Origin of the sequence: Marinobacter sp. S6332, from assembly GCF_023016045.1 — a bacterium.
Taxonomy (GTDB): domain Bacteria; phylum Pseudomonadota; class Gammaproteobacteria; order Pseudomonadales; family Oleiphilaceae; genus Marinobacter.
This window is the reverse complement of record NZ_JALKAP010000006.1, coordinates 34072-57556: the sequence shown is the minus strand read 5'-3', so window position 1 is coordinate 57556 and position 23485 is coordinate 34072. Positions and strand designations below refer to the sequence as shown.

The window sequence follows — 23485 nt, the reverse complement described above, 5'->3', positions numbered from 1 at the left end:
TAATTCTTCCTATTAGTCGTGAATGTATTTGGTGTCCATGGCAGAATCTTTGGCCCTGAAGGTTTCCTTCGGGGCTTTTTTGTTTCTTTATTCGGGATTATCTGTTTATGGCTATCAAGCATCTGCGCACTACGTTTTCCAGTCAGTATCAGCCGGGGCAGCCTGCCCGCCTTCAAAGTGGTGAGGCGATGCAGGAACCGGGTGGTGATTATGAGGGCCTGCATAAGCAGATGAAGCGGCTGTTTAACAGCAAACCGGGCAAGAAGTACGGGCGATTCTCGGAAGATATTGGGGAGAGCCCTTTGAGCAGCTGGCTTAAGGATTATTTGGAGGAAAAGCAAAGTTTTGCTTCGTTCACGGATCGAGTGTTTGGGCAGTGGCAGGAGTTGCTTACGAGCTGCCAAGAAGAGTTTGTGGGGCAACTTGTGGTAGTGCACGAAGCGCTGGCAGATTCAGATGTAGTTTACGTGATGATTCTGGAGACTGATGGAGCTCTGCGTTTTGATGGTAATCAGGCGCTTGATACAACGGATGTGCTGAGTACATCGCGCTTGAACCTTGCCATGCGGGTTGAACTGGATGACTGGCTTGGGGATAACGCCGCAGAGAACTACCTTACGCTGGTTCATGCGCGAGGAACTGGCGAGCCGGGAGAGCTGTTTATCCGGATGTGCGGCTTCACCAATCAGATCGATGTTGAGAAGGAAACTCTGACGTTTCTGGATGCGGTGGAGGCGTTTGCCAAGTCTTCGGAGCCTGAGAAGGCTGGCGAAGTGCGCACACGGGCTTATGAGTTCTGCAAGGAACAGCATGCCTTGGGTGAACCGGTTGCCATTGAGGCGCTGTCTGGTTATCTGGATGAGGATGAGCCGGGGCGTTTCAAGGAGTTTGCCAGTAAATCTGCGGAGATGCCGGAGAGCGGTGTGTTGCATCCGGACCATCGGAAGGTAAAGAAGCTGGTGCGTATTGCGGGCTCTGGCGGCGGCATGAGTGTTTCGTTTTCTTCAGATTTAGTGAATCAGGCAATTTACTACGACCGCGACAAGGATGCGCTGACGATTACTCGCCTGCCTAAGGCTTTGCGGGAGCAGTTGGAACGGTATTTGGAAAATCGCGAGGACTGATCTATTTGGGGCCTGCCGCTTTGGGGGCTGGCTCCGCGGCGCGGTGAAGCTTTTCTTCTGGAAAAACAACTCGCTTCGCTCAGACATCTTTTTCCGGCAGAAAAGCTTCACCACGCCACGGGCCGATCCGGGCAAAAGGTGTTTACGTTAGCTGGCTTCTACTGGGTTTTCTTCATTCCAGCGGGGGCGGTTTGCCCGCTGCACCCTTACTTTCTGCATCCAGCCTACTCCGTCGATTAGCTCACCGGTTTCGTGATCAATGGGCGGGTATGGCAGGTTTCGGTCGTCGCAGTAGCGTTTGACGACGGGCTGGCACCAACTGAAAAGCAGGCGATTGTAGTCTTCATCCGGTATGCGTCGGCTATCGAACAGGCCAGCTTCTTTGCGCTGCCGTTGGGCTTCGGAGAGGATAATAGCGCAGGCGGCGGACACGTTGAGGGATTCGACCATGCCCATCATGGGGATAACGATGTGCTCATCCGCCTGCTCCGCCGCTTCCGCACTGACACCGTCCACTTCGTTGCCCATGATCACTGTGCAGGGCACGGTGAAGTCTGCAGATCGGTAATCGATCGCCCGGTCCGAAAGCTGCGCGGCGTAAATCCTTTGGCCCTGCCCTTTCAGGTTTGCGATAGCCTCGTCCATGGTGCGGTGGGTGTGAGGTGTTACCCACTTGAAGCTACCGCCGGCAGTTTTCCGAAAGGCCCGGAAGCCTTCTTTTGGCCACACGACGTGCATATTAGCGAGCCCGAAGGCATCGCAGGTTCTCAGTATGGCCGAGAGGTTCCTTGGCTTGTGAACCTGATCAGTCAGGACTGTCAGGTCCGGCTGTCGGGTGTTCAAAACCTGTTTGATGCGGGCAAGGCGTTCGGGGGTCATCGTTTTCACTGTAGGTATTGGGCGATCAAACTCCGAAGTCGAAGCAGCGATTGGTGCAGGTCTCTCCAAAAACGTGGAGGGCCAAGGATGGCCCGACCGAGCCCTACATGGACGTATTCACGGGCGCTTTTTGGAGAGACCTGCACCAATCGCTGCCCACTCCGAAATACAAAACCCGCAAATAATACCACAGCAAAACTGGCAGATTACCGAGACAACGCTGGTTGCAGAATGATCACCCCGTTATAATGCGCAGTTCTCCTTTTCAGAGCGCCCATTCCGGACATTTCATAATTCCGGGCGCCAAATACATCCAGTTGTGTTGAGACCCATGGCCAAAAAGCTGTACATCAAAACCCACGGTTGCCAGATGAACGAATACGATTCATCCCGCATGGCCGACCTACTTAAAACCGGCGAAGCGGTGGAAATGACCGAATCGCCAGATGACGCCGATATCCTGCTGCTAAACACCTGCTCCATACGTGAAAAGGCACAGGAAAAGGTTTTCCACCAGCTGGGTCGCTGGAAAAAGCTCAAAGCAAACAAGCCAGAACTGATTATCGGCGTGGGCGGCTGCGTCGCCAGCCAAGAAGGCCAGGCCATTCTTGATCGCGCGCCCTATGTCGACATGGTCTTCGGCCCGCAAACCCTTCACCGCTTGCCGGATATGATTACCGAAGTGCGCATGAAAGGTAACGGCGTGGGCGTGGTAGATGTGAGCTTTCCGGAAATCGAAAAGTTCGACAACCTGCCAGAACCCGGCGCCGACGGCCCGTCTGCCTTCGTCTCTATCATGGAAGGCTGCAGCAAATACTGCACCTTCTGCGTGGTGCCCTACACCCGCGGCGAAGAAGTCAGCCGACCAGCCGACGACGTAATCGCCGAAGTTGCCCACTTAGCCAGCCAAGGCGTTAGGGAAGTAAACCTACTGGGCCAAAACGTTAACGCTTACCGCGGGGATACTCACGATGGCGATGTAATGGATCTGGCGGAGCTAATTACCCTAATTGCCACCATCGACGGCATCGACCGCATTCGCTACACCACCTCGCATCCGGTTGAATTCACCGATGCAATGATTGAAGTCTACGAGCAAGTACCCGAACTCGTCAGCCACTTGCACCTGCCCGTACAAAGCGGCTCCGACCGCATTCTGGCCGCCATGAAGCGCGGCCATACTGCACTGGAATACAAATCCAAACTACGCCGCCTGCGCAAGATTCGGCCTGACATCAGCTTTTCTTCAGACTTCATTATTGGTTTCCCGGGTGAAACCGAGAAAGACTTTGAAGACACCATGAAGTTGATAAACGATATCGGCTTCGACATGTCCTTCAGCTTCGTCTACAGCGCCCGTCCCGGCACGCCTGCATCGGACTTGCCGGACGAAACGCCGATGGAAGTGAAGAAGCAGCGCCTTAAAATCCTGCAGGATCGCATCAATCAAACGGTCATGGATATCAGCCGCAAGATGGTAGGTTCGACTCAGCGCATTCTGGTAACCGGGCTATCGAAGAAGGATCCGGGGGAGTATTCAGGGCGTACGGAGAACAACCGGATTGTAAACTTCCGGCATGAGAATCCAGAGATTATCGGGCACTTCATAGACGTCGAAATTGTCGAGGCCTACGCTAACTCGTTGAGGGGTGTGCCTGTGGGTTCGGAGTTGTATTAAAGCTCCTTTCCCATCGAATCATTTTTGGGTGGTGGTAAGAGCGCTTGAAGCCACTTCCCAAAAACCGCTACAAGCACATCCATGTGCGCTTGTTTCGGGCCATCCTTGGCCCTCTACATTTTTGGGAAGTGGCTTCAAGCGCTCTTTATTAGTCACCCAGTAGTAGTCCTCGTAGTCCAGAAGAAACAAAATGATTATCAAAGCACACCCAACAACTTTGAATTCTCCCGTACCAAAAACAACCTTCCTACTTGTTTTTCCACTGCGGGCCTGCACATAGTCTAAAAAGGGTCGGAGCGTGGGCCTACCTCCCAAAAACGTGGAGGGCCAAGGATGGCCCGACCGAGCCCTACAAGGACGTATTCACGGGCGTTTTTTGGGAGGTAGGCCCACGCTCCGGCCCGTTACGCTAAAGTCAGATATGCATTCTCCCTAAATTGAGAGCCACCAGAACCGGAGTAATATTGAACACCAACGATTCCAGACAATTTGATTTACACCCGGCAGACCAGCGCAGGCTTACCACCCTGTGTGGACAGTTTGATGAGAATTTGAAACACATCGAACGACGCCTGCAAGTCTCAATTAGCCGACGAGGCCACCACTTCCGAGTGGAGGGTGAAACCGAACACGTTGCCGCTGCGGTAGAAGTGATTCGACACTTGTATCGGGAAACCGAAGCCACAGACGACATATCTCCAGACACCGTGCACCTGTACATCCGGGAAACCGGATTTGAAAGGCTGCCCGAAGACATACCCTTTGATGGCGCCGTCACCATCATCAAAACCCCCAAACTCACCGCCAAACCCCGCGGTGCGAATCAGCAGAAGTATGTTCACAGCATTCGCTCCCACGACATTAACTTTGGCATTGGTCCCGCCGGTACAGGCAAGACCTGGCTAGCGGTAGCCTGCGCTGTGGAAGCACTGAAAGACGAGCAAGTGAAACGGATTCTTTTGGTACGCCCAGCCGTCGAGGCGGGTGAGAAGCTTGGCTTCCTGCCCGGGGATCTAGCGCAGAAGGTCGATCCATATCTGCGGCCGCTATACGACGCCCTCTATGAAATGCTTGGCTTTGATAACGTCACACGCTTGATCGAGAAAAGTGTGATCGAGATTGCGCCTCTGGCCTTCATGCGTGGTCGCACCCTGAACAACTCGTTTATTATTCTCGATGAAAGCCAAAACACCACCCGCGAGCAGATGAAAATGTTCCTAACCCGCATCGGGTTTGGGTCTACTGCAGTGATTACCGGCGATACTACTCAGGTAGATCTTCCGCGCGGCCAAAACTCGGGGTTGATCCACGCGGCAACCGTTTTGAAAAATGTGACTGGCATCGGTTTTACTCGTTTTGAAGCCAAAGACGTGGTTCGACATCCACTGGTCCAGCGAATCGTAGAAGCCTATGATTCAATTGACGAAGGAAGCACCAAAGGGAGCGACCGCAAACAGTGAATGAACTGACGGTTGACCTCCAGAATGTATTCGATGGGTCTGGCGTACCCGGTGAGCCACATTTTCAGGCTTGGGCTCAAGCAGCCTGGCTGGGTGCGGATCCATCAGAAGTTACAATTCGTATCGTCGATACTGAAGAGAGCCAGTCATTAAATCACCAATACCGAGGCAAGGACAAACCCACCAATGTGTTGTCCTTTCCATTTGAAGCGCCAGCCGGTATAACGGTTCCATTGGCAGGAGACCTCGTTATTTGTGCCCCAGTTGTGGAAAATGAGGCAAATGTTCAACACAAAGAATCATCAGCCCATTGGGCACACATGGTGATTCACGGCATGTTGCATCTTCAGGGCTACGACCATATAAATGACGAAGATGCAGAGGCCATGGAAGCCTTGGAAATTCAATTGCTGGCAAAGTTTGGCTTCAGCAATCCCTACGATGCAGAGGAAACGGTAAAAGACTCATGAGCGACGATCAGTCGAGTCGCAGTCAGGGCTCCAACAAGTCCTGGCTGGAGCGTATATCACACGCCTTCTCCAGCGGGCCGGAATCTATCGAAGACGTGCTGGAGGTACTAAGAAGCGCGGAAACTGAAGGTATCATCGACGCCGATGCGATGAGCATCATCGAAGGTGCCATGCAGGTGGTGGACATGCGGGTGGATGAAATCATGATCCCCCGCTCCCAAATGGTCACTGTACGCGCTTCTCAGGATCCTAAAGAGTACCTTGGTGAAATTATCCGATCTGCCCATAGCCGCTTCCCGGTTATTGGCGATAGTCAGGATGATGTCATCGGTGTACTTCTTGCAAAAGACCTCCTGCCTCTGGCGCTTGATGACGATATGGACTGGTCGCACGTGCGAGAACTTCTGCGCCCGCCCACCTTTGTTCCTGAAAGCAAACGCCTGAACCAGTTGCTGAAGCAGTTCAAGGAAAACCGCAATCACATGGCTATAGTCGTGGACGAGTACGGCGGCACAGCGGGCCTGGTAACCATTGAAGATGTGCTAGAGCAAATCGTCGGAGAAATCGAAGACGAACACGATGTCGACGAAGAAACACACATCAAAGCCCGGGGCGATGGTTCTCACGCTGTAAAGGCGGTCACCCCGGTTGATGATTTCAACGAGTTTTTTAATACCGGATTTGATGAAGAAGAGTTCGACACCATTGGCGGCGTAGTGCTCAAGGAATTTGGTCACCTGCCCAGACGTGGCGAAACGGTTGAGTTTGGCGGCTTGCGCTTTACCATAGCCAACGCTGATAACCGTGTCATCCGTCTGTTACAGGTAACCCGTAGTGAGCCCTGATCAAGCATCGCCTTCTAACACCCCAGCTTTTTCGTTTTTATCCAACCCTTGGTTGAGTGCGGCAACCCTTTTGGTTGCCGGCGCTTTGCAAACCCTGACCTTCTCGCCTTTCCACTTCTGGTGGCTTGGGCCTGTGTCTGTGGTACTAATTTTGCTGGTTACTATTCCCATACCAGCAAACAAGCTTTTTATTTCGGGTTTGCTAACGGGCTTGGGCCTATTCGGCTCGGGTGCCACTTGGGTCTACATAAGCATCAGTGAATTCGGCAACACCTCCATTCCCGTTTCTATTTTGCTCACCGCGGCCTTTGTGGCGGTACTGGCTTTATTCCCGGCACTCGCCTTCTGGTTCTGGGGCAAGCTGGCTAAAAACAGCGCTGTGCGGCGGCTTATTCTATTCCCGGCCATCTGGATTCTCGGCGACTGGCTCCGTGGCTGGCTTTTGACAGGTTTTCCCTGGCTCTATCTCGGAACTGCACACACCGATGGGCCACTAGCAGGGCTGGCGCCCGTGGTCGGCGTTCACGGTCTAACTTTCGTGATCGCGGCAAGCGGTGCTGCCATTGTCGCTGCAGGCTGGCTTATCGTCAGGCAGAGCCTAACTAGCGCTGGAGTCGTGACATTTGCAGCACTCATTCCTTGGCTTGCCGCCCCGGCGCTCAACAAGGTTGATTGGACTAATATTAGTACCGAACCCACGTCTGTGGCCGCTATACAGGGCAACATTCCGCAGCAGGTAAAGTGGGACCCGGAGTTTTTGAAGGACCAGATTGTGGCTTATCTGGGCATGACGGAACCCCACTGGAACACTGACCTAATCCTTTGGCCAGAAACGGCTATCCCCATCCCTCAGGATCAGGCAGGCAAGATCATTGACCACATTGCGGAGAAGCTTGGTGACGAGAGCACGCTGATAACCGGTATCCCGTGGTACGGTTTCAGCGAGCGGGCCAACGGCTTTACCTTCCACAATAGTATTACGGCCATTGGGAACGGCGAAGGAATTTATCACAAGCAGAAGTTGGTGCCTTTTGGGGAGTATGTTCCGCTTGAGGGTGTTTTACGCGGGCTGATCGGTTTCTTTGATTTACCCATGTCGAGCTTTACTCGAGGCCCTGAAAACCAGTCACCTTTGGTTGCTAACGGTACCAAGGTGATGCCATTTATTTGCTACGAGGTGGCTTACCCGGACTTTCTTGCCCGTAATGCGGTTAATTCGGATTTGCTGCTAACGATCAGTAACGATGGCTGGTTCGGTGATTCTGTGGGACCGTTGCAGCATTTACAGATTGCGCGTATGCGAGCTTTGGAAACCGGACGTTATATGATTCGCGGTACCAATAATGGGGTGACGGCGATCATTGATAACAAGGGGCAGATTACGGCACGTATTCCGCAGTTTGAGCGTGCGGTGCTAACTGGTGAAGTATTTAAGGCTAGTGGTAGCACGCCGTATATGATGACGGCTTCTTGGCCGGTTCTTACCTTGGCGTTGATTTTGATTGTGTTTGTTCGTGAGCGGGTTATTCCTAAAAACTGATTCTAGCCTAGGAGCATACAGCCAAGGCCGTGTAGGTTTTCAAAACACGCTGTGAATACGTCCGTGTACGCTTGGCTCCGCCATCCATGGCTCCGCACAGTTTTGAAAACCTACACGGCCTTGGCTACCTCTGAGCCAGCGAGAACCCACCAGCGAACACGCTTTCCACCTAACGTGTTTTTTCAGCCTTCTTTCCGCGGCCAAATACTAGTAACCCGCTTGTAGTATTGCGAACCACAAGCTTCGCATGGTTCTAAATGGCTAGTCGATGTGAGACACAGCATGTGCTCGCAGTTCAGACACTGGAACATACCAGCGGTGGCGACTTCCCCGGCGATGTATTGCCCGGCGTCATGGCTTTCGAGTTTTTGTCGCAGTGCCAGAGTGTCGACCAAGGTTTGGTCGGCAACCGACAGCAAGCGCTCGGTAAGCCGCTGTTCTAGCAACGCCAAATCAAGCTGCAACCATTCTGCCAGCCCTTCTCCGGTTTCGTCCACAAAGTGGATAAGGTGCTCAAGATCTCGCTGAAGGTAGGTCCCGAGGAGGCTGATTTCATCTCTGGTCATCTCCTCCAGCTCTTGCTCTGCCTCAATCGCTTTATCGACTTCTTCTTCCAAAGTGTCCAAAGAAGTTTCCTGTATTGCTCTTAGGCGGCTCTGCACCCGCTCGAGCATGCGGTCATACACCTCGAGGGCTTTTCCGGATAAGTGACTTCTTTCGGGCTCTGTCATTGAGGACTCCTCATAATTAACGGGGCGTCAGCCGGTGGGTCTCCCCGGAACTGTCGGCAGCAGGGATACTGCCGTCAAGCCTACAGGGGTGAAGCAAGCGTCTATGAAGCAAAGCTTCATGCGCAGCTGAACGACAGCAATCTGCGATTGCTGGCCGGACCCCGCAGGGGGATTCACGGCGTGTTCCGGGGAGACCCATCGGCTGGCAACCTTCACCATATTTATCATCATGGCACAGTATCAGGCTTTTGGCAGGCTACCTGTTACGCCTTCTGTGCGTTAGAATGTTCGGCCGCTCCGCACATCATTTTGATACAGGGTAACTTTGGTAATGGCAGGTATGGACGAGCAGTACAATCCCCGTGACGTTGAACACAATGCGCGCACCTTCTGGGACGAGAACAAAACCTTTGAAGTCAGGGAAGAGCCGGGTAAGCCGAAATACTACTGCCTGTCTATGTTCCCCTACCCCAGCGGCAAGCTGCACATGGGCCACGTACGCAACTATACAATTGGCGACGTTATCTCCCGTTATCAGCGTATGCAAGGCAAGAACGTCATGCAGCCCATGGGCTGGGACGCATTCGGCCTCCCCGCTGAGAACGCAGCCATCGCCAACAAAACGGCACCAGCCAAGTGGACTTACGCCAACATCGACTACATGAAAAACCAGCTCAAACAACTGGGCTTTGGTTACGACTGGAGCCGCGAACTGGCTACCTGCAAGCCAGACTACTATCGCTGGGAACAATGGTTCTTCGCTCGCCTTTACGAAAAAGGCTTGGTGTACAAGAAAATGTCCACCGTTAACTGGGATCCAGTGGATCAAACCGTTCTTGCCAATGAGCAAGTGGTTGACGGCCGCGGCTGGCGTTCAGGCGCTCTGGTTGAGCAGAAAAAGATTCCCCAGTGGTTTATCCGCATTACCGATTACGCCGAAGAACTACTGAACGACATGGACGATCTCGATGGCTGGCCTGAGCAGGTCAAGACCATGCAACGCAACTGGATCGGCAAATCTGTTGGCACTGAGCTGACCTTCCCACTGAAAGACAGCGAAGACGGCCTAACGGTATACACTACCCGCCCCGACACTTTAATGGGTGTGAGCTACATGGCCGTAGCCGCAGAGCATCCGCTGGCCAAAGCGGCTGCAGAACGGCACACAGATGTGGCTAATTTTGTAGAGGATTGCCGTAACAGCAAGGTTGCCGAGGCCGAAATGGCCACCATGGAAAAGAAAGGCGTTGATACCGGATTCAAGGCCATACACCCGCTGACTCAGGAAGAAATTCCGGTTTGGATCGCCAACTTTGTGCTTACAGATTATGGCACCGGCGCTCTGATGGCGGTTCCCGGCCATGATGACCGCGACCACGAATTCGCACTCAAGTATCGCTTGCCTGTAAAACAAGTTATCGCCGCCAATGATGGCCGCGAAATCGACGTTCAAGAAAAGGCCTTTACAGAAAAAGGTGTACTGGTTTCCTCTGGAAAATACAGCGGCCTGACCAGCGATGAAGCCTTTGACGCCATAGCCGAACACCTTGAAGACAAAGGCATCGGTAAGCGCACGGTCAACTACCGCCTACGTGACTGGGGCGTGTCACGCCAGCGTTACTGGGGCGCGCCCATTCCCATGATGACCATGGAAGATGGCACCCAGCGCCCGGTTCCGGATGACCAACTCCCTGTGCGTTTGCCGGAAGACGTTGAAATGGACGGCGTCCAGTCTCCCATTAAAGCCGACCCAGAGTGGGCAAAGACGTCATTCAACGGCCAGCCAGCAACACTGGAAACCGACACATTCGACACCTTTATGGAGTCGTCTTGGTATTACGCACGTTTCTGCAGCCCGAATTACGACAAAGGCATGTTGGACCCGGCGGCTGCAAACTACTGGCTGCCAGTGGACCAGTATATCGGCGGCATAGAACACGCCATCCTGCATCTGCTGTACGCACGTTTTTTCCACAAACTTCTACGTGATGTCGGCTTGGTAAACAGCTCCGAGCCTTTCAAACAGCTACTGACCCAAGGCATGGTATTAGCAGACACCTACTATCGTGAAGACGATAAGGGCGGCAAGGTCTGGATTGCACCTGCAGATGTCATTGTGGAGCGTGACGACAAAGGCCACGCCATTGGCGCGGTACACAAGGAAGACGGGCAACCTGTAATCGCCGGTGGCGTTACCAAGATGTCCAAATCCAAGAACAACGGTATAGACCCACAGTCCATTATTGACGCTCACGGTGCCGATACCGTTCGCCTGTTCATGATGTTCGCTGCTCCTCCCGAGCAGTCTCTTGAATGGTCAGACAGTGCCGTAGAGGGCGCTCACCGCTTCCTCAAGCGCCTATGGCGTTTAGTGAACGAACAGGTCGCGGGCGGCGCCGCCCCGGCCCTTGATGCCGATGCTCTGAATGACGCCCAAAAGGACTTGCGGCGCAAAACCCATGAAACCATTGCAAAGGTGAGCGATGACATCAGCCGACGCCTCACGTTCAATACCGCCATTGCTGCTGTAATGGAGCTGCTGAACGATGTCAGCCGCTTGAACAACGATGAGCCGCAGACGCGCGCTGTGCGCCAAGAGGCTCTCGAGGCCGCTGTGGTGATGCTGGCACCCATTGTGCCGCATATTTGCCACACCCTTTGGCAGTCTTTGGGCCACAGCGATCCCGTAGTTGACGCATCCTGGCCTGTAGCCGACGAATCCGCTATGGTTCGCAGCCAGATTCAGGTGGTTCTACAGGTTAACGGCAAGGTGCGCGCCAAAGTCGATGTTCCTGCGGATATCAGCAAAGCTGATCTTGAGGCTTTAGCATTGGAAAACGAAAACATCCGGCGCTTCACTGAAGGCGCCACGGTTCGTAAAGTCATTGTCGTGCCCGGCAAACTGGTTAACGTGGTAGCTAACTGATATGCAGCTCCGCACTGTGCATGCAGGCACCGCCAAATGGGTTGTCGCCGGGTTACTGGCGACCAACCTAGGTGCCTGCGGCTTTCAGTTGCGGAGTGCGCCGCCGGTTTCTGCGGCCTTGGAGCCGCTTATGTTGGACTGTCGGCCTCCTGTTCCCGCTTCCCTTTGCTTAGCTGTGCGTCAGCAACTTGAACTTGGAGGCGTAGAGCTGGCATCGGAGGAAGCAGACTCAAACTATCAGCTTAAGATTCACAGTTTTGAGCAAGATCGTCGCGCCTCGGCTATTACCATTCAAGCCGCAGCCGCAGAGTATACACTTAGGCACTCGGTGAACCTCGAGCTGATAAGCACGGATGGCGTTCCCGTTATTGCCAACAGCCGCCTCAGCACTACTGAGAGCTACAGGTACGACGAGACCAATGTACTCGCCAAACAGCGCGAGGAAGACAACCTGCAGCAGCAATTAAGCGATCGATTAGCTCAACAGATCGTATTCCGACTTGCTCCGATCACCAAAGAGCGGCTGCGGGAAATCCGAGACCAGCACCCGAAGCCCAACTCTCCGGTAAAACCGCAAAACGCCGCACCATGAAGACCAATCCGGGCCAACTGACACAACTGCTCCGAAAAGGTCTCGCACCAGTCTACCTAATTTCCGGTGATGAGCCGTTACTGGTACAGGAATGCTGCGATCAAATCCGAAGTGCCGCTAAAGATGCAGGTTTTCACGACCGTCTAACCTTTCATGCGGATCAACAACTCGATTGGAACACTGTGGCCGACGAATTCAGTGCCATGTCCCTATTCTCCGACCGGCGCCGAATCGAAATCCGTTTGCCGACAGGTAAGTTGGGAGACGGCCGCACCGTTCTAGAAAGGGTTCTCGCACAACCGCCGGAAGACATTATCCTCCTGCTAATCAGCACACGTCTGGACGCGGCGGAAACCCGTCGAAAGTGGTACAAAGAACTCCAATCCAAAGGTGTGCATGTACCGGTATGGCCGGTGGATGCCGACAAGTTTTCTGGTTGGCTTCAGCAGCGGGCTAAAAACCAAGGCCTTAGCCTAACCCGCGGAGCACTCGCAATGCTGGCAGAACGACTTGAGGGTAACCTGCTAGCCGCCAGTCAGGAGCTCGACCGACTGTCACTGCTGAGCAATAACAGCACGATAGATGAAGAAACAATAGAGCAAGCCGTTCAGGACAGTTCGCGTTTTAACGGGTTTGAACTGGTAACCGAGCTACTTAGCGGCCGTGCGCCACACGCTGGCAAGATGATTGGTGTGCTGCAGCAAGAAGGTGAAAATCCCCTCGGACTTCTCGCGGTACTAACCCGTGACATCAATTTACTTCTGGAATTAAAAACGGGTGAGAACAGAGCTGAATCTCCCTCCACCTTCTTCAAGAAGCGCGGTGTCTTCCAGCCCCAACGAGCGCGGGCGTTGGAGCAAGCGGCCCGGCGCCTAAACCCGCTGCAACTGCATGAAGCCTTGAGACTGTGCAGCCAGGTAGATCGAGCAACGAAAGGCTTTGACACCCTGTCCCCCTGGCACTACTTACGCGATATGTCGGCGCTTCTAGCTGCCAGATCCTGACATAGATCAAACGCAACCTATATATAACCTTCCTTGCTTCACTGTCACTTGACTGTTTTTCATACCCCGGCGCATGGTGGAGAACCACTCATTAACAGAGGTGCTTGATATGGGTATTCAAGAAGAACTTAAATCGCTCTCGGATAAAATCAAACAATACCGCGACGAAGCACGCGTTCAGCTGCATTTGGCGCGTCAGGAAGTGAAAGATGAGTTTGATGATCTCGAACAGGAATGGGATAAATTCCGAGTCCGGTTTGATCAAGTCATGGATGAGGCGAGCGAAGCATCTCAGGAAGCACGTCAAACGGCAAAAAAGCTGGGCGAAGATTTGAAGTCAAGTTACCAGAATATTCGCGACAAAATGAAGTAAAAACGTTAAGCCGTTAACACTACGCTGTAAATTTTAATCCAAGGGCTCTTGTTTCAAGAGCCCTCATGCCATAATCCTCTTCATAAGTGAACTGAGCGTCATAATTTTCCAGAAAGTCTGGCCTATTTTACCAATTACAGCGACAAATGAGGCCCAGTTCGCCAAGGCGCAGCCTGACGCTAAGAGGTAACATTGGCTCATGAAAAACTCGCTTACCATCATTACAGCTCTTGTTCTGTTTCTAGCAACGGCACTTGTTGTCGCACAAAATACACGTTTCAGCGATCCGGACACGGTCATTAAGGAGGAGTTCTGGGGGAACCTCTACTCGGAGGGTGGTAAATCCTTCTTTTGCGACAAGGAATTCTCTAAGAAAGGCTTCTCGCTGACAGAGGGATATATTTATCCTCTCGCCGATATACGCAATGCTCTTTCATGTGGCACCACACGTCAGTGCGAGCAAGACAACCGCTATCGGCAAATTGCCTCTGACCTTCACAATATGATTCCGGTAGGAAACCGTACCGAACTTCGGCGACGAAACACCCGCTATGACAATATTGGAACCTCGATTGAAAAGAACGATTGTGGCATCCGAGAAAGCGGCCTCTTCTTCGAACCTCCCCCCAAGGTAAAAGGCGATGTCGCCCGCAGCATGGGCTATATGGTTGGCACCTACGGCCTGCCCTGGCTTGGGCCAGCTCAGGTATTCCAAGGCTGGAACCAAGTCGACCCACCAGACGACAGAGAGCTATCGCGGCATAAACGCATAGCGGAGATTCAAGGAAATGAAAATCCCTTTATCGCTGATCCGACTCGCATGGAGCGCCTTTAGTTTAGTGCTCCAGCGTAGCTAAGTGCTAAGTGCCCAACGACAAAACTGAAATTCCATAAAAAAAGCAGGCCAAAGAGCCTGCTTTTTTTATGGTCGACAGGGGCCTCAACTACTTAGAGGCCCCGACACGGGGCCGTTAGAATTCCTCGGCAGTATGCGCCATCATAGAATCACTACCACTGCGAATGCCCTCTGCAAGAGACACGGTTTTCGGCAGTAGTCGGTCATAGTAGAAGCGTGCAGTCTTCAGCTTTCCACTGTAGAAGCCAGACGTATCATCACCCGCCTTTGGTGCGGCCGCTTTTACAATCCGGGCCCACATGTAGCCCAACGCCGTCAGCCCAAACAAATCCAGATAGTCTACTGAAGCTGCACCGATAGCGTTGGGGTTGTCGGAGGCTTGCTTGATAACATGCTCAGTCACGTCAGACAAACGCTCAAATGCAGCTGCGAGTGGCTCGATATATGGACGCAGACTTTCTTCACTGCTGTTTTCTTCAATGAAGCTGGCGACATCTTCAGCGAACAGCTCATACAGCTTGCCCTGACTGCCAACAACTTTACGCCCCATCAAATCCAGCGCTTGAATACCGTTGGTACCCTCGTAGATCTGGGTAATACGGCAGTCACGTACCAACTGCTCTTGGCCCCACTCACGGATAAACCCGTGACCACCAAACACTTGCTGCCCCATAATGCAGGCATCAAGACCACGGTCAGTTAGGAATGCTTTTGCGACTGGCGTTAGCAACGCAACCATGCCCTCGGCGTGCTTGCGACGATCTTCATCAGCCGGATCTGCGTACTTGGAAATATCCAGCCATTGCGCCACATAGGTTGAGAAAGCACGACCACCCTCAACGTAGCCCTTCATGGTCAGCAGCATACGACGCACATCCGGATGAACCAAAATCGGATCTGCCGCCTTTTCCGGTTGTTGTGCACCGGTTGGAGCACGACTCTGGATGCGCTCCATAGCGTATTCCCGCGCACTTTGCAGGGAAGCCTCTGCTGCGCCTACGCCTTGAATACCAACGCCTAAGCGCTCGTAATTCATCATGGTAAACATAGCGTTCAGGCCTTTGTTTTCCTCGCCTACAAGCCACCCTTTTGCACCATCAAAGTTCATCACGCAGGTTGCGGAACCTTTGATGCCCATTTTCTTCTCGATGGAACCACAGCTGAAGCTGTTTCGTTCGCCCAGAGAGCCGTCTTCGTTTACCAAAAATTTGGGAACCAGCAACAGAGAAATACCCTTGGGCCCTTTCGGGGCTCCCGGCAGTTTGGCCAGCACCAAATGAATAATATTCTCTGCCATGTCGTGCTCGCCCCAAGTGATAAAAATCTTGGTGCCAGTTACATTGAATGACCCGTCGTCGTTTGGCTCAGCTTTGGTGCGGATAATACCCAGATCCGTGCCGGCATGGGGCTCTGTCAAGTCCATAGCACCAGCCCAAACACCGGAGTACATATTAGGAAGGTACTTTTCTTTCAACTCCTGACTGCCGTGTGCGTCGAGTGCAAGGCAAGCACCGGCTGTCAGCATAGGGGCCAAACCAAAAGCCATGTTGGCGCCCTGCATCATCTCTTCAAACTGGGCCACCAAAGTTTTTGGCATACCCATTCCGCCAAATTCAGGGTTGCCGCCAAGGCCGTTCCAACCGCCTTCAACAATCGTCTGGTAGGCTTCTTTGAAACCATCCGGTGAACTTACTTCACCGTCTTTCCAATGAGCACCCTGCTCGTCCGCTTCCCGACTCAAAGGGGCAAGAACACCGCTGGTGATTTTACCGGCCTCTTCAAGAATCGCGTCAGCGGTGTCCGGATCAACATTCTCCGCCACTTTGGGTAGTGATGCCCAAAGCGCAGGAGCATCAAAAACTTCATTTAGTATAAAACGCATGTCACGCAAGGGTGCCTGATAATCAGCCATCAACTTTCTCCAATATCAAAAACAGTTCAATTTCGAAAAGTCCAAGTTCAAAACTTGTCTGCGTAGGCGGCTTGTGGATATAAAACCAACTCACCTACTCGGGCCGTGTGTCTGGGCTAGTTATATTTTATGGACGTTATTCTAACTTAAAGTTGATCTCAACTCATGAAAAAAGCCCGGCTCCTGAAGGAGTACGGGCTTTTTTACCAGTTAAACTTTCATGCTCAAATTATCTCAGAGCGCGAAGGCTTCTTCCGGCATATCCAGCAGAGTATCAGCTCCTGCCAGCATGGTTGCAGCGTGGGTCTTAGTACGCGGCAACATGCGGGTGAAGTAGAAACGTGCTGTCTGCAACTTAGCGTTGTAGAACAACTCTTCACTGGAGCCTTCTGCAAGCTTATCTTGTGCAATCTTAGCCATTCGGGCCCACAAGTATGCGAATACTGCATAACCTGAGTACATCAGATAGTCCACAGAGGCAGCGCCTACTTCTTCGCGGTTCTTCATGGCCGTCATACCCACTTTCATGGTCAAGTCGCCCCACTCCTTGTTGATCGCTGCTAAAGGCTCGATAAACGGCTTCATTTGCTCGTTATCGGCATTCTCTTTGCAGAAGGTGTGAACCTGCTTAGTGAAGCCCTTTAGAGACTCGCCCTGAGTCATCAGAACCTTACGGCCCAGAAGATCCAGCGCCTGAATGCCGGTCGTGCCTTCGTAGATCATGCCAATACGGGCATCGCGTACGTTCTGCTCCATGCCCCACTCAGAGATGAAACCGTGGCCACCGAATACCTGCATGCCCAAGTTAGATGCTTCGTAACCAATTTCGGTCAGGAAGGCCTTGGCAATAGGGGTCAAGAAGCCCAAAAGCTCGTCGGCTTCTTTGCGCTCTTCTTCGGTTTTCGCACGCTCAATAAGATCTGCTTTCTGTGCTGTCAAATAGATCAATGCGCGGGCGCCTTCTGCAACCGCTTTTTGAGTCAACAGCATACGGCGCACGTCCGGGTGCACAATAATCGGATCGGCATAGCTTTCCGGATTCTTAGCGCCACTCAGTGAACGCATGGCCAGACGATCCTTGGCGTAGGCCAGTGATCCCTGAAAGCCTAGTTCTGCAGCGCCTAGGCCCTGAATAGCAGTACCGATACGGGCTACGTTCATAAAGGTGAACATGCAGTTCAAGCCACGGTTCTCAGGCCCAATCAACCAACCTTGTGCGCCATCAAAGTTCATCACGCAGGTAGCGTTGCCGTGGATACCCATTTTGTGCTCGATGGAGCCACAGGTTACGGCGTTGCGCTCACCGGCAGAGCCGTCTTCGGCGGGCAAACACTTGGGCACGATGAACAGGGAAATACCCTTGGTGCCTTCCGGTGCGCCCGGCAGTCGCGCCAGCACAATGTGAACAATGTTGTCAGTCATGTCGTGCTCACCGGCAGAGATGAAAATCTTGGTGCCAGTAATGCTGTATGATCCGTCTGCGTTGGGCTCTGCCTTGGTGCGCAGTGTTCCCAGATCTGAGCCGCAATGTGCTTCGGTGAGACACATGGTTCCAGTCCATTCACCGCTGATCATTTTGGTGAGATACGTTTGCTTCTGTTCTTCTGTACCATGCGCTTCTACAGTGTTGATGGCGCCGTGGCTCAAGCCGGGGTACATGCCCCAAGACCAGTTAGCCGTGCCGTTCAACTCACTCATTACAATCCCGAGCGAGCTTGGCAGGCCTTGACCGCCATAGTTGGGGTCAGCTGCCAATGATGGCCAACCACCTTCAACATACTTATCGTAGGCCTCTTTGAAGCCAGTCGGTGTCTTTACACCGTCTTCGCTCCAGACGCAGCCTTCTTTGTCGCCAACCGCATTCAGCGGGGACAGTACCTGCTCAGCAAACTTTGCACCTTCCTGAATAATGGCATCAACCATATCCGGAGTTGCGTCTTCAGCGCCTTCCAGATTGGCGTAGTGGGCTTCGCTGTCCAGCAGCTCGTTCATTACGAATTTGATATCACGCAGGGGCGCTTTGTACTCAGGCATGTAAACCACCTCGGTTATCGGTCTTGGCTGAAAAGTAATAACAGCTCGCGGCCTTAGGTTTGCTCAGACACTGCAACAGGGTCTGCTGCAGCATTAATTAAACACTTGTTTGAAACATACGTTTAGAGGCACAGAATTGTCAATAGCCGGACGCATAATTTGTGTAGTAATTGGTCACCGAAACGGTTATCAAGGCTTGGGCAAAACTTACAGGCAGCCGCATTCCCGTGCCTGCGAAGGATTTGAATTGGTTTTTTATTAATATGGAGGAGCGACGATAGACGCCCAAACAATAGCAGACTAAAGAAAGACGAAATCAAACCGATATGGGAAGGAAGCCGTCCCCCGGTGAGTCCAACCCTGACCCAAAACCTGCAACACTTTGATAGGCAGTTCTGGCCTGCTCAACAGATCTGGGAGACTGTGCAGATACACGTTCCTGATCACCGTCACTTACCGGAGAGCTCCCTGAGGGGTCGTCGGAATCATTCGCGGGCTCTTCGCTTGAAGGATTTGAAGATTCACCCTCCGATGCAAGCTCCGACTGGGCCTGCAACATAATTTGCATTGCCTGAGCAGCAACTGCACGGTCCTGGCCAGAAGGTTCGGCTGGGGCCATGGCGGCTGATCGCACAACTCGCATTTTTTCAATAGTTGCCTGAGGGTTGCCGTTGACAGGAGAAATATCAATCGACACTTCGCCACCAACTGCATACTGCGCGCCATCGGGGCCACGCTGGTATGAAAACGACATAGCACCCGCATATTGACCACCCGCGGCCTGATGGGCCGCCTCATGAGCTCGAACTTCCCGGTCCCGGGCTTTGAGCTCGGTAAGCTCTTTCAGTTCCGCCTCATCCAAACCACCCACTTTCTTATCAGAAGCATCGGCTTCGAGCGCCCTGCGGCTTGAGCCCGCACCTTCGTTCTCATCTGCGGCACGTACTGCTTTAGGGCCTGTTTCGGAAGACGCCTCTCCCGTCGCATTGCCCGTACTACGGGACTCACGGACAGCGGGCGCTGAAGAGCTGTAATCTGAATTAGATAGGGGGCCGGATTGCTGGCTAGCTGGAAAACTGCCAGACACGCCTCTGGCAGAGTAATTCAATGCGGGGGGAAGTGACGAAAGCGGGCTCACGAATGAAAGCTCTCAGACCACGATATCTAGAAGCGTTCCAAGCGTTTCATCCGCGACTTTCACCACTTGCGCCGAGGCCTCAACACTGCGTTCATAGAGCTTGAGGTCGATGATCGGCTCAATCAGGCTACTCCCTGTCTCGGCACTGCCCTGAGGGCCGTCAATGCCCGCACGAGCAATTTTTCGTGCGGCATTTTCCATGCCGTACATACCATCTTGAATACCTTGGACACCCATTGCAAGCGTATTATTGATCATGACTGCTGCTTCCCGTGACCATTAACTTAACCCATTAGGCCACATTGTTGTTCAATTTTCAAACAACAAATCGATATCGAGATAGCGGCTCAGAGCCTCTGGCCCAGCGCCCTCAATCCAAGGCAGAACGCCTAAACAACGCACCGGAAGTTGCTCCATCAAGTAACTCAGGGTTTCCTGCTCACAGCTCATTACATCCGGTTCAGCTCGATTTGCCACCCAACCAGCCACAATTAACCCATCATTGCGGATTGCTTCTGCAGTTAGTAATGCATGGTTAATACACCCAAGTTTGAGAGCAACCACCATTATCACAGGCACATCCAGAGCCCGGGGCACAGCTGCGTATGTTTCCCGATCATTCAACGGCACCCGCCAACCACCGGCACCTTCAATCAGCAAAAGATCTGCAGGTCGCATCTGCATGCCGCGACAGAAACCAACCAGACGATCCACAGACACAACACGCCCTGCTTGCGCGGCAGCAACGTGGGGCGCAATCGCGGGCTCTAGTGCAATAGGGTTTACAAGCTCGTAGCTCAGGGGTTCCGTAGCGGCATGTTGGAGTATGAGCGCGTCGTCATTGCGCAACCCCGCTGGCGTGCTTTCACAGCCGGAGGCGATGGGCTTCATACCCAGAGTGCGCTTGCCAGCCGATTTAGCAGCTTCCAAAATTGCAGCAGACACCATGGTCTTGCCAACGCCCGTATCTGTACCAGTCACAAAAAACGTTTTTTTAGCCATACCAGCAGGTTAATCCACTCTATTTATTGGTCAGTGTATCGTGGTTGGAATCCGGGCATGCCCAGTAAATCCATGCTGCCTCGTAACTTGCCAAAACACCTCCCTCCGGACCCTTGGGATAATGCTGGCACATGGCGCGAAAGCGGCCCGGTGCAGTTACGGTTGGGCGCCTGTCGGCATTTTTATAACCCGCGCCCAGTTGCTTCAGCTCCGATGCGAGGGTGAAAGGAGAGTCGTAGGGCAGCGTTAGAGTTTTTGTTTCAATTTCAGCGTCTGGTAGTTCTTGAGAAGCCGAGCGCCTGAGTGCCGTTTCTGACTCAAACCGATTTATGTGCCTTTGCCCGGGATCTGCTCGTTGCCAAGCGTGGTCCAGCTCTCTCAAGGTGCCGTCAAGAAGCGTTGAGACCATCAACTTGCCACCAGGCCTGAGCACCCTCCGGCACTCTCGCAGAACCTGAGACGGCGTCGCGCACCATTGGATCATCAGGTTACTGAATACCAAATCACAACTCTGGTCAGGGAGGGGAATCGCCTCAGCATCGGCAACAATCCATGCAATTTCAGGAGGGGAATTCTCTCCGGCGTGCTCTACCATGCCAATCGACAGGTCTATGCCTATCACACCTTCAGAGCCTTCGAGATTAGCCAGCTCGCGGCTAAACCACCCGGTTCCGCAGCCAAGATCCAGAGTTTTTCCGCCCTTGATGTGAGTTTGGCGCCCAAGCCTCTCCAGCATGGTGTTACCCATAAGCCGCTGCAATCGGGACGCACTCTCGTAGCTAGCCCGCGCTTTGCCGAACTCCCGTGCTATATCGGCCTTACCGGCAGGGCAAGAGACAACCGCACCTAGGACGCTCATGCACTCACCCCTTCCAGCGATTGAAGAAACCTTTCGATACCAACGCGACAGTCGTCCGCAAATGCACCGCCGGGCCAATGGGCCATACCCGGAACAATGACCTCCACCGACGATGACCGAGTTTCCAGAGCACCAGCCCAAGTCGCCACGACCTGATCGCAAGCACCGGTAATGTGAAGAACAGGAAGATCAACTAGCGACCACAGCAGCCGCTGGTCGGATTGTTCCAGCCAGCCCAAACTTTTTACCAAATTGCCCTTCGAGACCGGGGATCCTTTGCCAAGCCATTTCTTGAGACGCTGGCGCTCGGACAAAGCGCTTGCCGAGCCGTTTATCATTAGCAGCAAAAAATGCATCCAATACCGATCAGCCTCACGGCTCAAACCTCGGCTAAACACACTAAATTCCTCTACAGACATGCCATTAAGCCAGCGTTCATCAGCGATGAACTTCGGAAAGCCTGCGAGTGTAATAGCCGCAGAAACCTCTCCCGTACCCCGACTAGCAGCTTCCATAACAACCTGAGCACCTAGCGACCAGCCCATCCAAACGGAAGGCTCGGTATATCGCGACAGAAGCTCATCGGCCACCTGTACCACTGATTCACAACGTCCGACAAGATCGTCACCCAGAGATACCAACTCAACAGGCCCCGGCCAGAACCGGTATAGCTCTTCCAGCATTTCAACACGAACGCCCCAACCCCCAACCACAACAAGACGCCGCAACGGCTCTCGCTGAGCGCTCATGACGCAATCCCTTTCTCATCCAGCAAATGCCGACAGCTAGACAAAGCCTCCAACAAATGACTCAAATCGTCATGGGAATGGGCTGAACTGAACGTAACCCGCAACCGCGCCTCACCTACCGGCACAGTCGGCGGTCGAATCGCCGTCACCAACAACCCACACTCTTCAAGCGCCTTGCTTAGTGCCAAAGCCAACCAGTTCTCACCAACCATAATCGGCTGAATAGGCGTACGAGAGGGCATAAGCGAATAGCCCAAAGCCGTGGCCTCCCGCCGAAACCGATCAATCAGGCTCTGCAAATGACTCCGACGCCCATCACCACCCTCTATCAAATCAATACTGGCGCAGGTAGCAAGCGCAAGCGCAGGAGGCATAGCCGTTGTGTAGATATAAGTACGAGCCTTCTGCACCAAATAGTCCATCAACACCTCAGGCCCTGCCACAAACGCGCCACTCGTGCCTGCGGCCTTGCCTAAAGTTCCTATAAGAACCGGCACATCGTCTTCCGACAAACCAAACTCCGCCACACTCCCCTGCCCATGCGGCCCAAGCACCCCAAAACCGTGGGCGTCGTCGACCACCAACAACGCATCATGCTCACGACACAATGATGCCAACTCCCGCAGAGGAGCCACATCACCATCCATACTGAACACACCATCGGTAACCACCAATTTGTGTCCCGAAGTCTCAGCCAGCATGGCCGCAAGCGCCGCCACATCCCCATGGGCATAACGGCGCACCTTCGCGCGGCTGAGAATACAGCCATCAATAATGGAGGCATGATTCAGACGATCCGAAAAAACCGTATCGCCCCGCCCTGCTAGCGCAGAAATCACACCCAGATTGGCCATATAACCAGTGGAGAAAAACAGTGCTGAACTACGTCCGGTAAAAGCTGCAAGACGCTCCTCAAGCAAGTGATGCGCCTCGTGATGCCCGCAAACAAGATGAGAAGCCGCACCACCCAACCCCGTTTCCGGCAAGGCGTTCTTCAGAGCCTCAATACTGGAAGGATGATTGGCAAGGCCAAGGTAGTCGTTGCTGCAAAACGAAAGTAACCGCTTACCATCAGCGGCCAAAACCGGCTGCTGAGGCCCGGAAATATGCCGGCGTGTTCGGTACAAACCTGCCTGTTTTCGTTGTTCCAGTTCAGCTGTGAAATCACGCACGAGTGAGCATCCAGTGAAATGACAAGCATTCATGCTTACTGATATTGAGGTGTGTTCGAGGGCTTCCGAAAGCTACAGGTGCCGTGCGGGCGGTGTGCTCCGGGATTGTAGAGGGCCAAGGACGGCCCGAAACAAGCGCAC

The 23485-nt window shown here is 53.2% G+C and carries 21 protein-coding genes; 11 read left to right on the top strand and 10 right to left on the bottom strand.

Annotation, left to right across the window (positions count from 1 at the left end; genetic code table 11):
- Positions 1–107: 107 nt before the first annotated feature.
- Entirely contained in the window at positions 108–1124 is a 1017-nt protein-coding gene (locus MWU62_RS10255; protein ID WP_247114752.1) for a nucleoid-associated protein, read from the top strand.
- 147 nt (positions 1125–1271) lie between these two features.
- Here the strand turns inward: MWU62_RS10255 and trmH are convergent, their stop codons facing one another.
- On the bottom strand, positions 1272–2003 hold the full coding sequence (trmH, locus tag MWU62_RS10250) for a tRNA (guanosine(18)-2'-O)-methyltransferase TrmH (RefSeq protein ID WP_247114751.1): 732 nt from the start codon (positions 2001–2003) through the stop codon (positions 1272–1274).
- Between the two features lie 331 nt (positions 2004–2334).
- On the opposite strand from trmH, the gene miaB reads away from it, so the two are divergent.
- From miaB to lnt, 5 genes are all read left to right on the top strand, one after another.
- Positions 2335–3681: a tRNA (N6-isopentenyl adenosine(37)-C2)-methylthiotransferase MiaB gene (gene miaB / locus MWU62_RS10245; RefSeq protein ID WP_247114750.1), complete on the top strand. Its 1347-nt coding sequence runs from the start codon at positions 2335–2337 to the stop codon at positions 3679–3681.
- Positions 3682–4145: 464 nt separating this feature from the next.
- Positions 4146–5141 carry a PhoH family protein gene (locus MWU62_RS10240; protein ID WP_247114749.1) on the top strand — a complete coding sequence of 332 codons (996 nt, stop codon included), beginning with the start codon at positions 4146–4148 and terminating at the stop codon, positions 5139–5141.
- Positions 5138–5611 carry an rRNA maturation RNase YbeY gene (gene ybeY, locus MWU62_RS10235; RefSeq protein ID WP_247114748.1) on the top strand — a complete coding sequence of 158 codons (474 nt, stop codon included), beginning with the start codon at positions 5138–5140 and terminating at the stop codon, positions 5609–5611. Before MWU62_RS10240 ends, ybeY begins: the two co-directional genes overlap by 4 nt.
- Entirely contained in the window at positions 5608–6456 is an 849-nt protein-coding gene (locus MWU62_RS10230) for a transporter associated domain-containing protein (protein ID WP_247114747.1), read from the top strand. The genes ybeY and MWU62_RS10230 overlap by 4 nt, the downstream gene beginning before the upstream one ends.
- Complete coding sequence (gene lnt / locus MWU62_RS10225) at positions 6446–7996, top strand: apolipoprotein N-acyltransferase (RefSeq protein WP_247114746.1); 1551 nt, start codon at positions 6446–6448, stop codon at positions 7994–7996. Before MWU62_RS10230 ends, lnt begins: the two co-directional genes overlap by 11 nt.
- A gap of 182 nt (positions 7997–8178) precedes the next feature.
- Here lnt and MWU62_RS10220 read toward each other — a convergent pair whose 3' ends face one another.
- Positions 8179–8727 carry a zinc ribbon-containing protein gene (locus MWU62_RS10220; RefSeq protein WP_247114745.1) on the bottom strand — a complete coding sequence of 183 codons (549 nt, stop codon included), beginning with the start codon at positions 8725–8727 and terminating at the stop codon, positions 8179–8181.
- A 340-nt stretch (positions 8728–9067) separates the two neighbouring features.
- Here MWU62_RS10220 and leuS point away from each other — a divergent pair, with 340 nt between their 5' ends.
- The 5 genes from leuS (at position 9068) to MWU62_RS10195 (ending at position 14457) form a co-directional block, all read left to right on the top strand.
- On the top strand, positions 9068–11653 hold the full coding sequence (gene leuS, locus MWU62_RS10215) for a leucine--tRNA ligase (protein WP_247114966.1): 2586 nt from the start codon (positions 9068–9070) through the stop codon (positions 11651–11653).
- 1 nt (position 11654) lies between these two features.
- Positions 11655–12245, top strand: a complete 591-nt coding sequence (gene lptE, locus MWU62_RS10210; RefSeq protein ID WP_247114744.1) for an LPS assembly lipoprotein LptE — start codon at positions 11655–11657, stop codon at positions 12243–12245.
- Positions 12242–13249 carry a DNA polymerase III subunit delta gene (gene holA / locus MWU62_RS10205; RefSeq protein ID WP_247114743.1) on the top strand — a complete coding sequence of 336 codons (1008 nt, stop codon included), beginning with the start codon at positions 12242–12244 and terminating at the stop codon, positions 13247–13249. Before lptE ends, holA begins: the two co-directional genes overlap by 4 nt.
- A gap of 109 nt (positions 13250–13358) precedes the next feature.
- Entirely contained in the window at positions 13359–13622 is a 264-nt protein-coding gene (locus MWU62_RS10200; protein WP_200365120.1) for a hypothetical protein, read from the top strand.
- 199 nt (positions 13623–13821) lie between these two features.
- On the top strand, positions 13822–14457 hold the full coding sequence (locus tag MWU62_RS10195; protein WP_247114742.1) for an endonuclease: 636 nt from the start codon (positions 13822–13824) through the stop codon (positions 14455–14457).
- A 136-nt stretch (positions 14458–14593) separates the two neighbouring features.
- Here the strand turns inward: MWU62_RS10195 and MWU62_RS10190 are convergent, their stop codons facing one another.
- The 8 genes from MWU62_RS10190 to bioF all read right to left on the bottom strand — a co-directional run bounded on the left by MWU62_RS10190 (position 14594) and on the right by bioF (position 23344).
- A complete protein-coding gene (locus MWU62_RS10190; protein ID WP_247114741.1) occupies positions 14594–16390 on the bottom strand; it encodes an acyl-CoA dehydrogenase C-terminal domain-containing protein in 1797 nt (598 codons plus the stop codon).
- A 234-nt stretch (positions 16391–16624) separates the two neighbouring features.
- The gene (locus MWU62_RS10185; RefSeq protein ID WP_247114740.1) at positions 16625–18424 is read right to left on the bottom strand and encodes an acyl-CoA dehydrogenase C-terminal domain-containing protein; all 1800 of its coding nucleotides are present in this window, start codon (positions 18422–18424) and stop codon (positions 16625–16627) included.
- Positions 18425–18740: 316 nt separating this feature from the next.
- Positions 18741–19562: a putative metalloprotease CJM1_0395 family protein gene (locus MWU62_RS10180; RefSeq protein WP_247114739.1), complete on the bottom strand. Its 822-nt coding sequence runs from the start codon at positions 19560–19562 to the stop codon at positions 18741–18743.
- A 12-nt stretch (positions 19563–19574) separates the two neighbouring features.
- Positions 19575–19820: a flagellar biosynthesis protein FlgE gene (locus MWU62_RS10175; protein WP_200365128.1), complete on the bottom strand. Its 246-nt coding sequence runs from the start codon at positions 19818–19820 to the stop codon at positions 19575–19577.
- 51 nt (positions 19821–19871) lie between these two features.
- The gene (gene bioD / locus MWU62_RS10170) at positions 19872–20564 is read right to left on the bottom strand and encodes a dethiobiotin synthase (RefSeq protein WP_247114738.1); all 693 of its coding nucleotides are present in this window, start codon (positions 20562–20564) and stop codon (positions 19872–19874) included.
- A 19-nt stretch (positions 20565–20583) separates the two neighbouring features.
- A complete protein-coding gene (gene bioC / locus MWU62_RS10165; protein WP_247114737.1) occupies positions 20584–21423 on the bottom strand; it encodes a malonyl-ACP O-methyltransferase BioC in 840 nt (279 codons plus the stop codon).
- Entirely contained in the window at positions 21420–22172 is a 753-nt protein-coding gene (locus tag MWU62_RS10160; RefSeq protein WP_247114736.1) for an alpha/beta fold hydrolase, read from the bottom strand. The genes bioC and MWU62_RS10160 overlap by 4 nt, the downstream gene beginning before the upstream one ends.
- Positions 22169–23344 carry an 8-amino-7-oxononanoate synthase gene (gene bioF, locus MWU62_RS10155; protein WP_247114735.1) on the bottom strand — a complete coding sequence of 392 codons (1176 nt, stop codon included), beginning with the start codon at positions 23342–23344 and terminating at the stop codon, positions 22169–22171. The genes MWU62_RS10160 and bioF overlap by 4 nt, the downstream gene beginning before the upstream one ends.
- Positions 23345–23485 lie beyond the last annotated feature (141 nt).

Coding starts and splice junctions, on each gene's coding strand:
- MWU62_RS10255 (WP_247114752.1), top strand. CDS start 108: ATGGCTATCAAGCATCTGCGCACTACGTTTTCCAGTCAGTATCAGCCG.
- trmH (WP_247114751.1), bottom strand. CDS start 2,003: ATGACCCCCGAACGCCTTGCCCGCATCAAACAGGTTTTGAACACCCGA.
- miaB (WP_247114750.1), top strand. CDS start 2,335: ATGGCCAAAAAGCTGTACATCAAAACCCACGGTTGCCAGATGAACGAA.
- MWU62_RS10230 (WP_247114747.1), top strand. CDS start 5,608: ATGAGCGACGATCAGTCGAGTCGCAGTCAGGGCTCCAACAAGTCCTGG.
- MWU62_RS10220 (WP_247114745.1), bottom strand. CDS start 8,727: ATGACAGAGCCCGAAAGAAGTCACTTATCCGGAAAAGCCCTCGAGGTG.
- leuS (WP_247114966.1), top strand. CDS start 9,068: ATGGACGAGCAGTACAATCCCCGTGACGTTGAACACAATGCGCGCACC.
- lptE (WP_247114744.1), top strand. CDS start 11,655: ATGCAGCTCCGCACTGTGCATGCAGGCACCGCCAAATGGGTTGTCGCC.
- holA (WP_247114743.1), top strand. CDS start 12,242: ATGAAGACCAATCCGGGCCAACTGACACAACTGCTCCGAAAAGGTCTC.
- MWU62_RS10200 (WP_200365120.1), top strand. CDS start 13,359: ATGGGTATTCAAGAAGAACTTAAATCGCTCTCGGATAAAATCAAACAA.
- MWU62_RS10195 (WP_247114742.1), top strand. CDS start 13,822: ATGAAAAACTCGCTTACCATCATTACAGCTCTTGTTCTGTTTCTAGCA.
- MWU62_RS10190 (WP_247114741.1), bottom strand. CDS start 16,390: ATGGCTGATTATCAGGCACCCTTGCGTGACATGCGTTTTATACTAAAT.
- MWU62_RS10185 (WP_247114740.1), bottom strand. CDS start 18,424: ATGCCTGAGTACAAAGCGCCCCTGCGTGATATCAAATTCGTAATGAAC.
- MWU62_RS10175 (WP_200365128.1), bottom strand. CDS start 19,820: ATGATCAATAATACGCTTGCAATGGGTGTCCAAGGTATTCAAGATGGT.
- bioD (WP_247114738.1), bottom strand. CDS start 20,564: ATGGCTAAAAAAACGTTTTTTGTGACTGGTACAGATACGGGCGTTGGC.
- bioC (WP_247114737.1), bottom strand. CDS start 21,423: ATGAGCGTCCTAGGTGCGGTTGTCTCTTGCCCTGCCGGTAAGGCCGAT.
- MWU62_RS10160 (WP_247114736.1), bottom strand. CDS start 22,172: ATGAGCGCTCAGCGAGAGCCGTTGCGGCGTCTTGTTGTGGTTGGGGGT.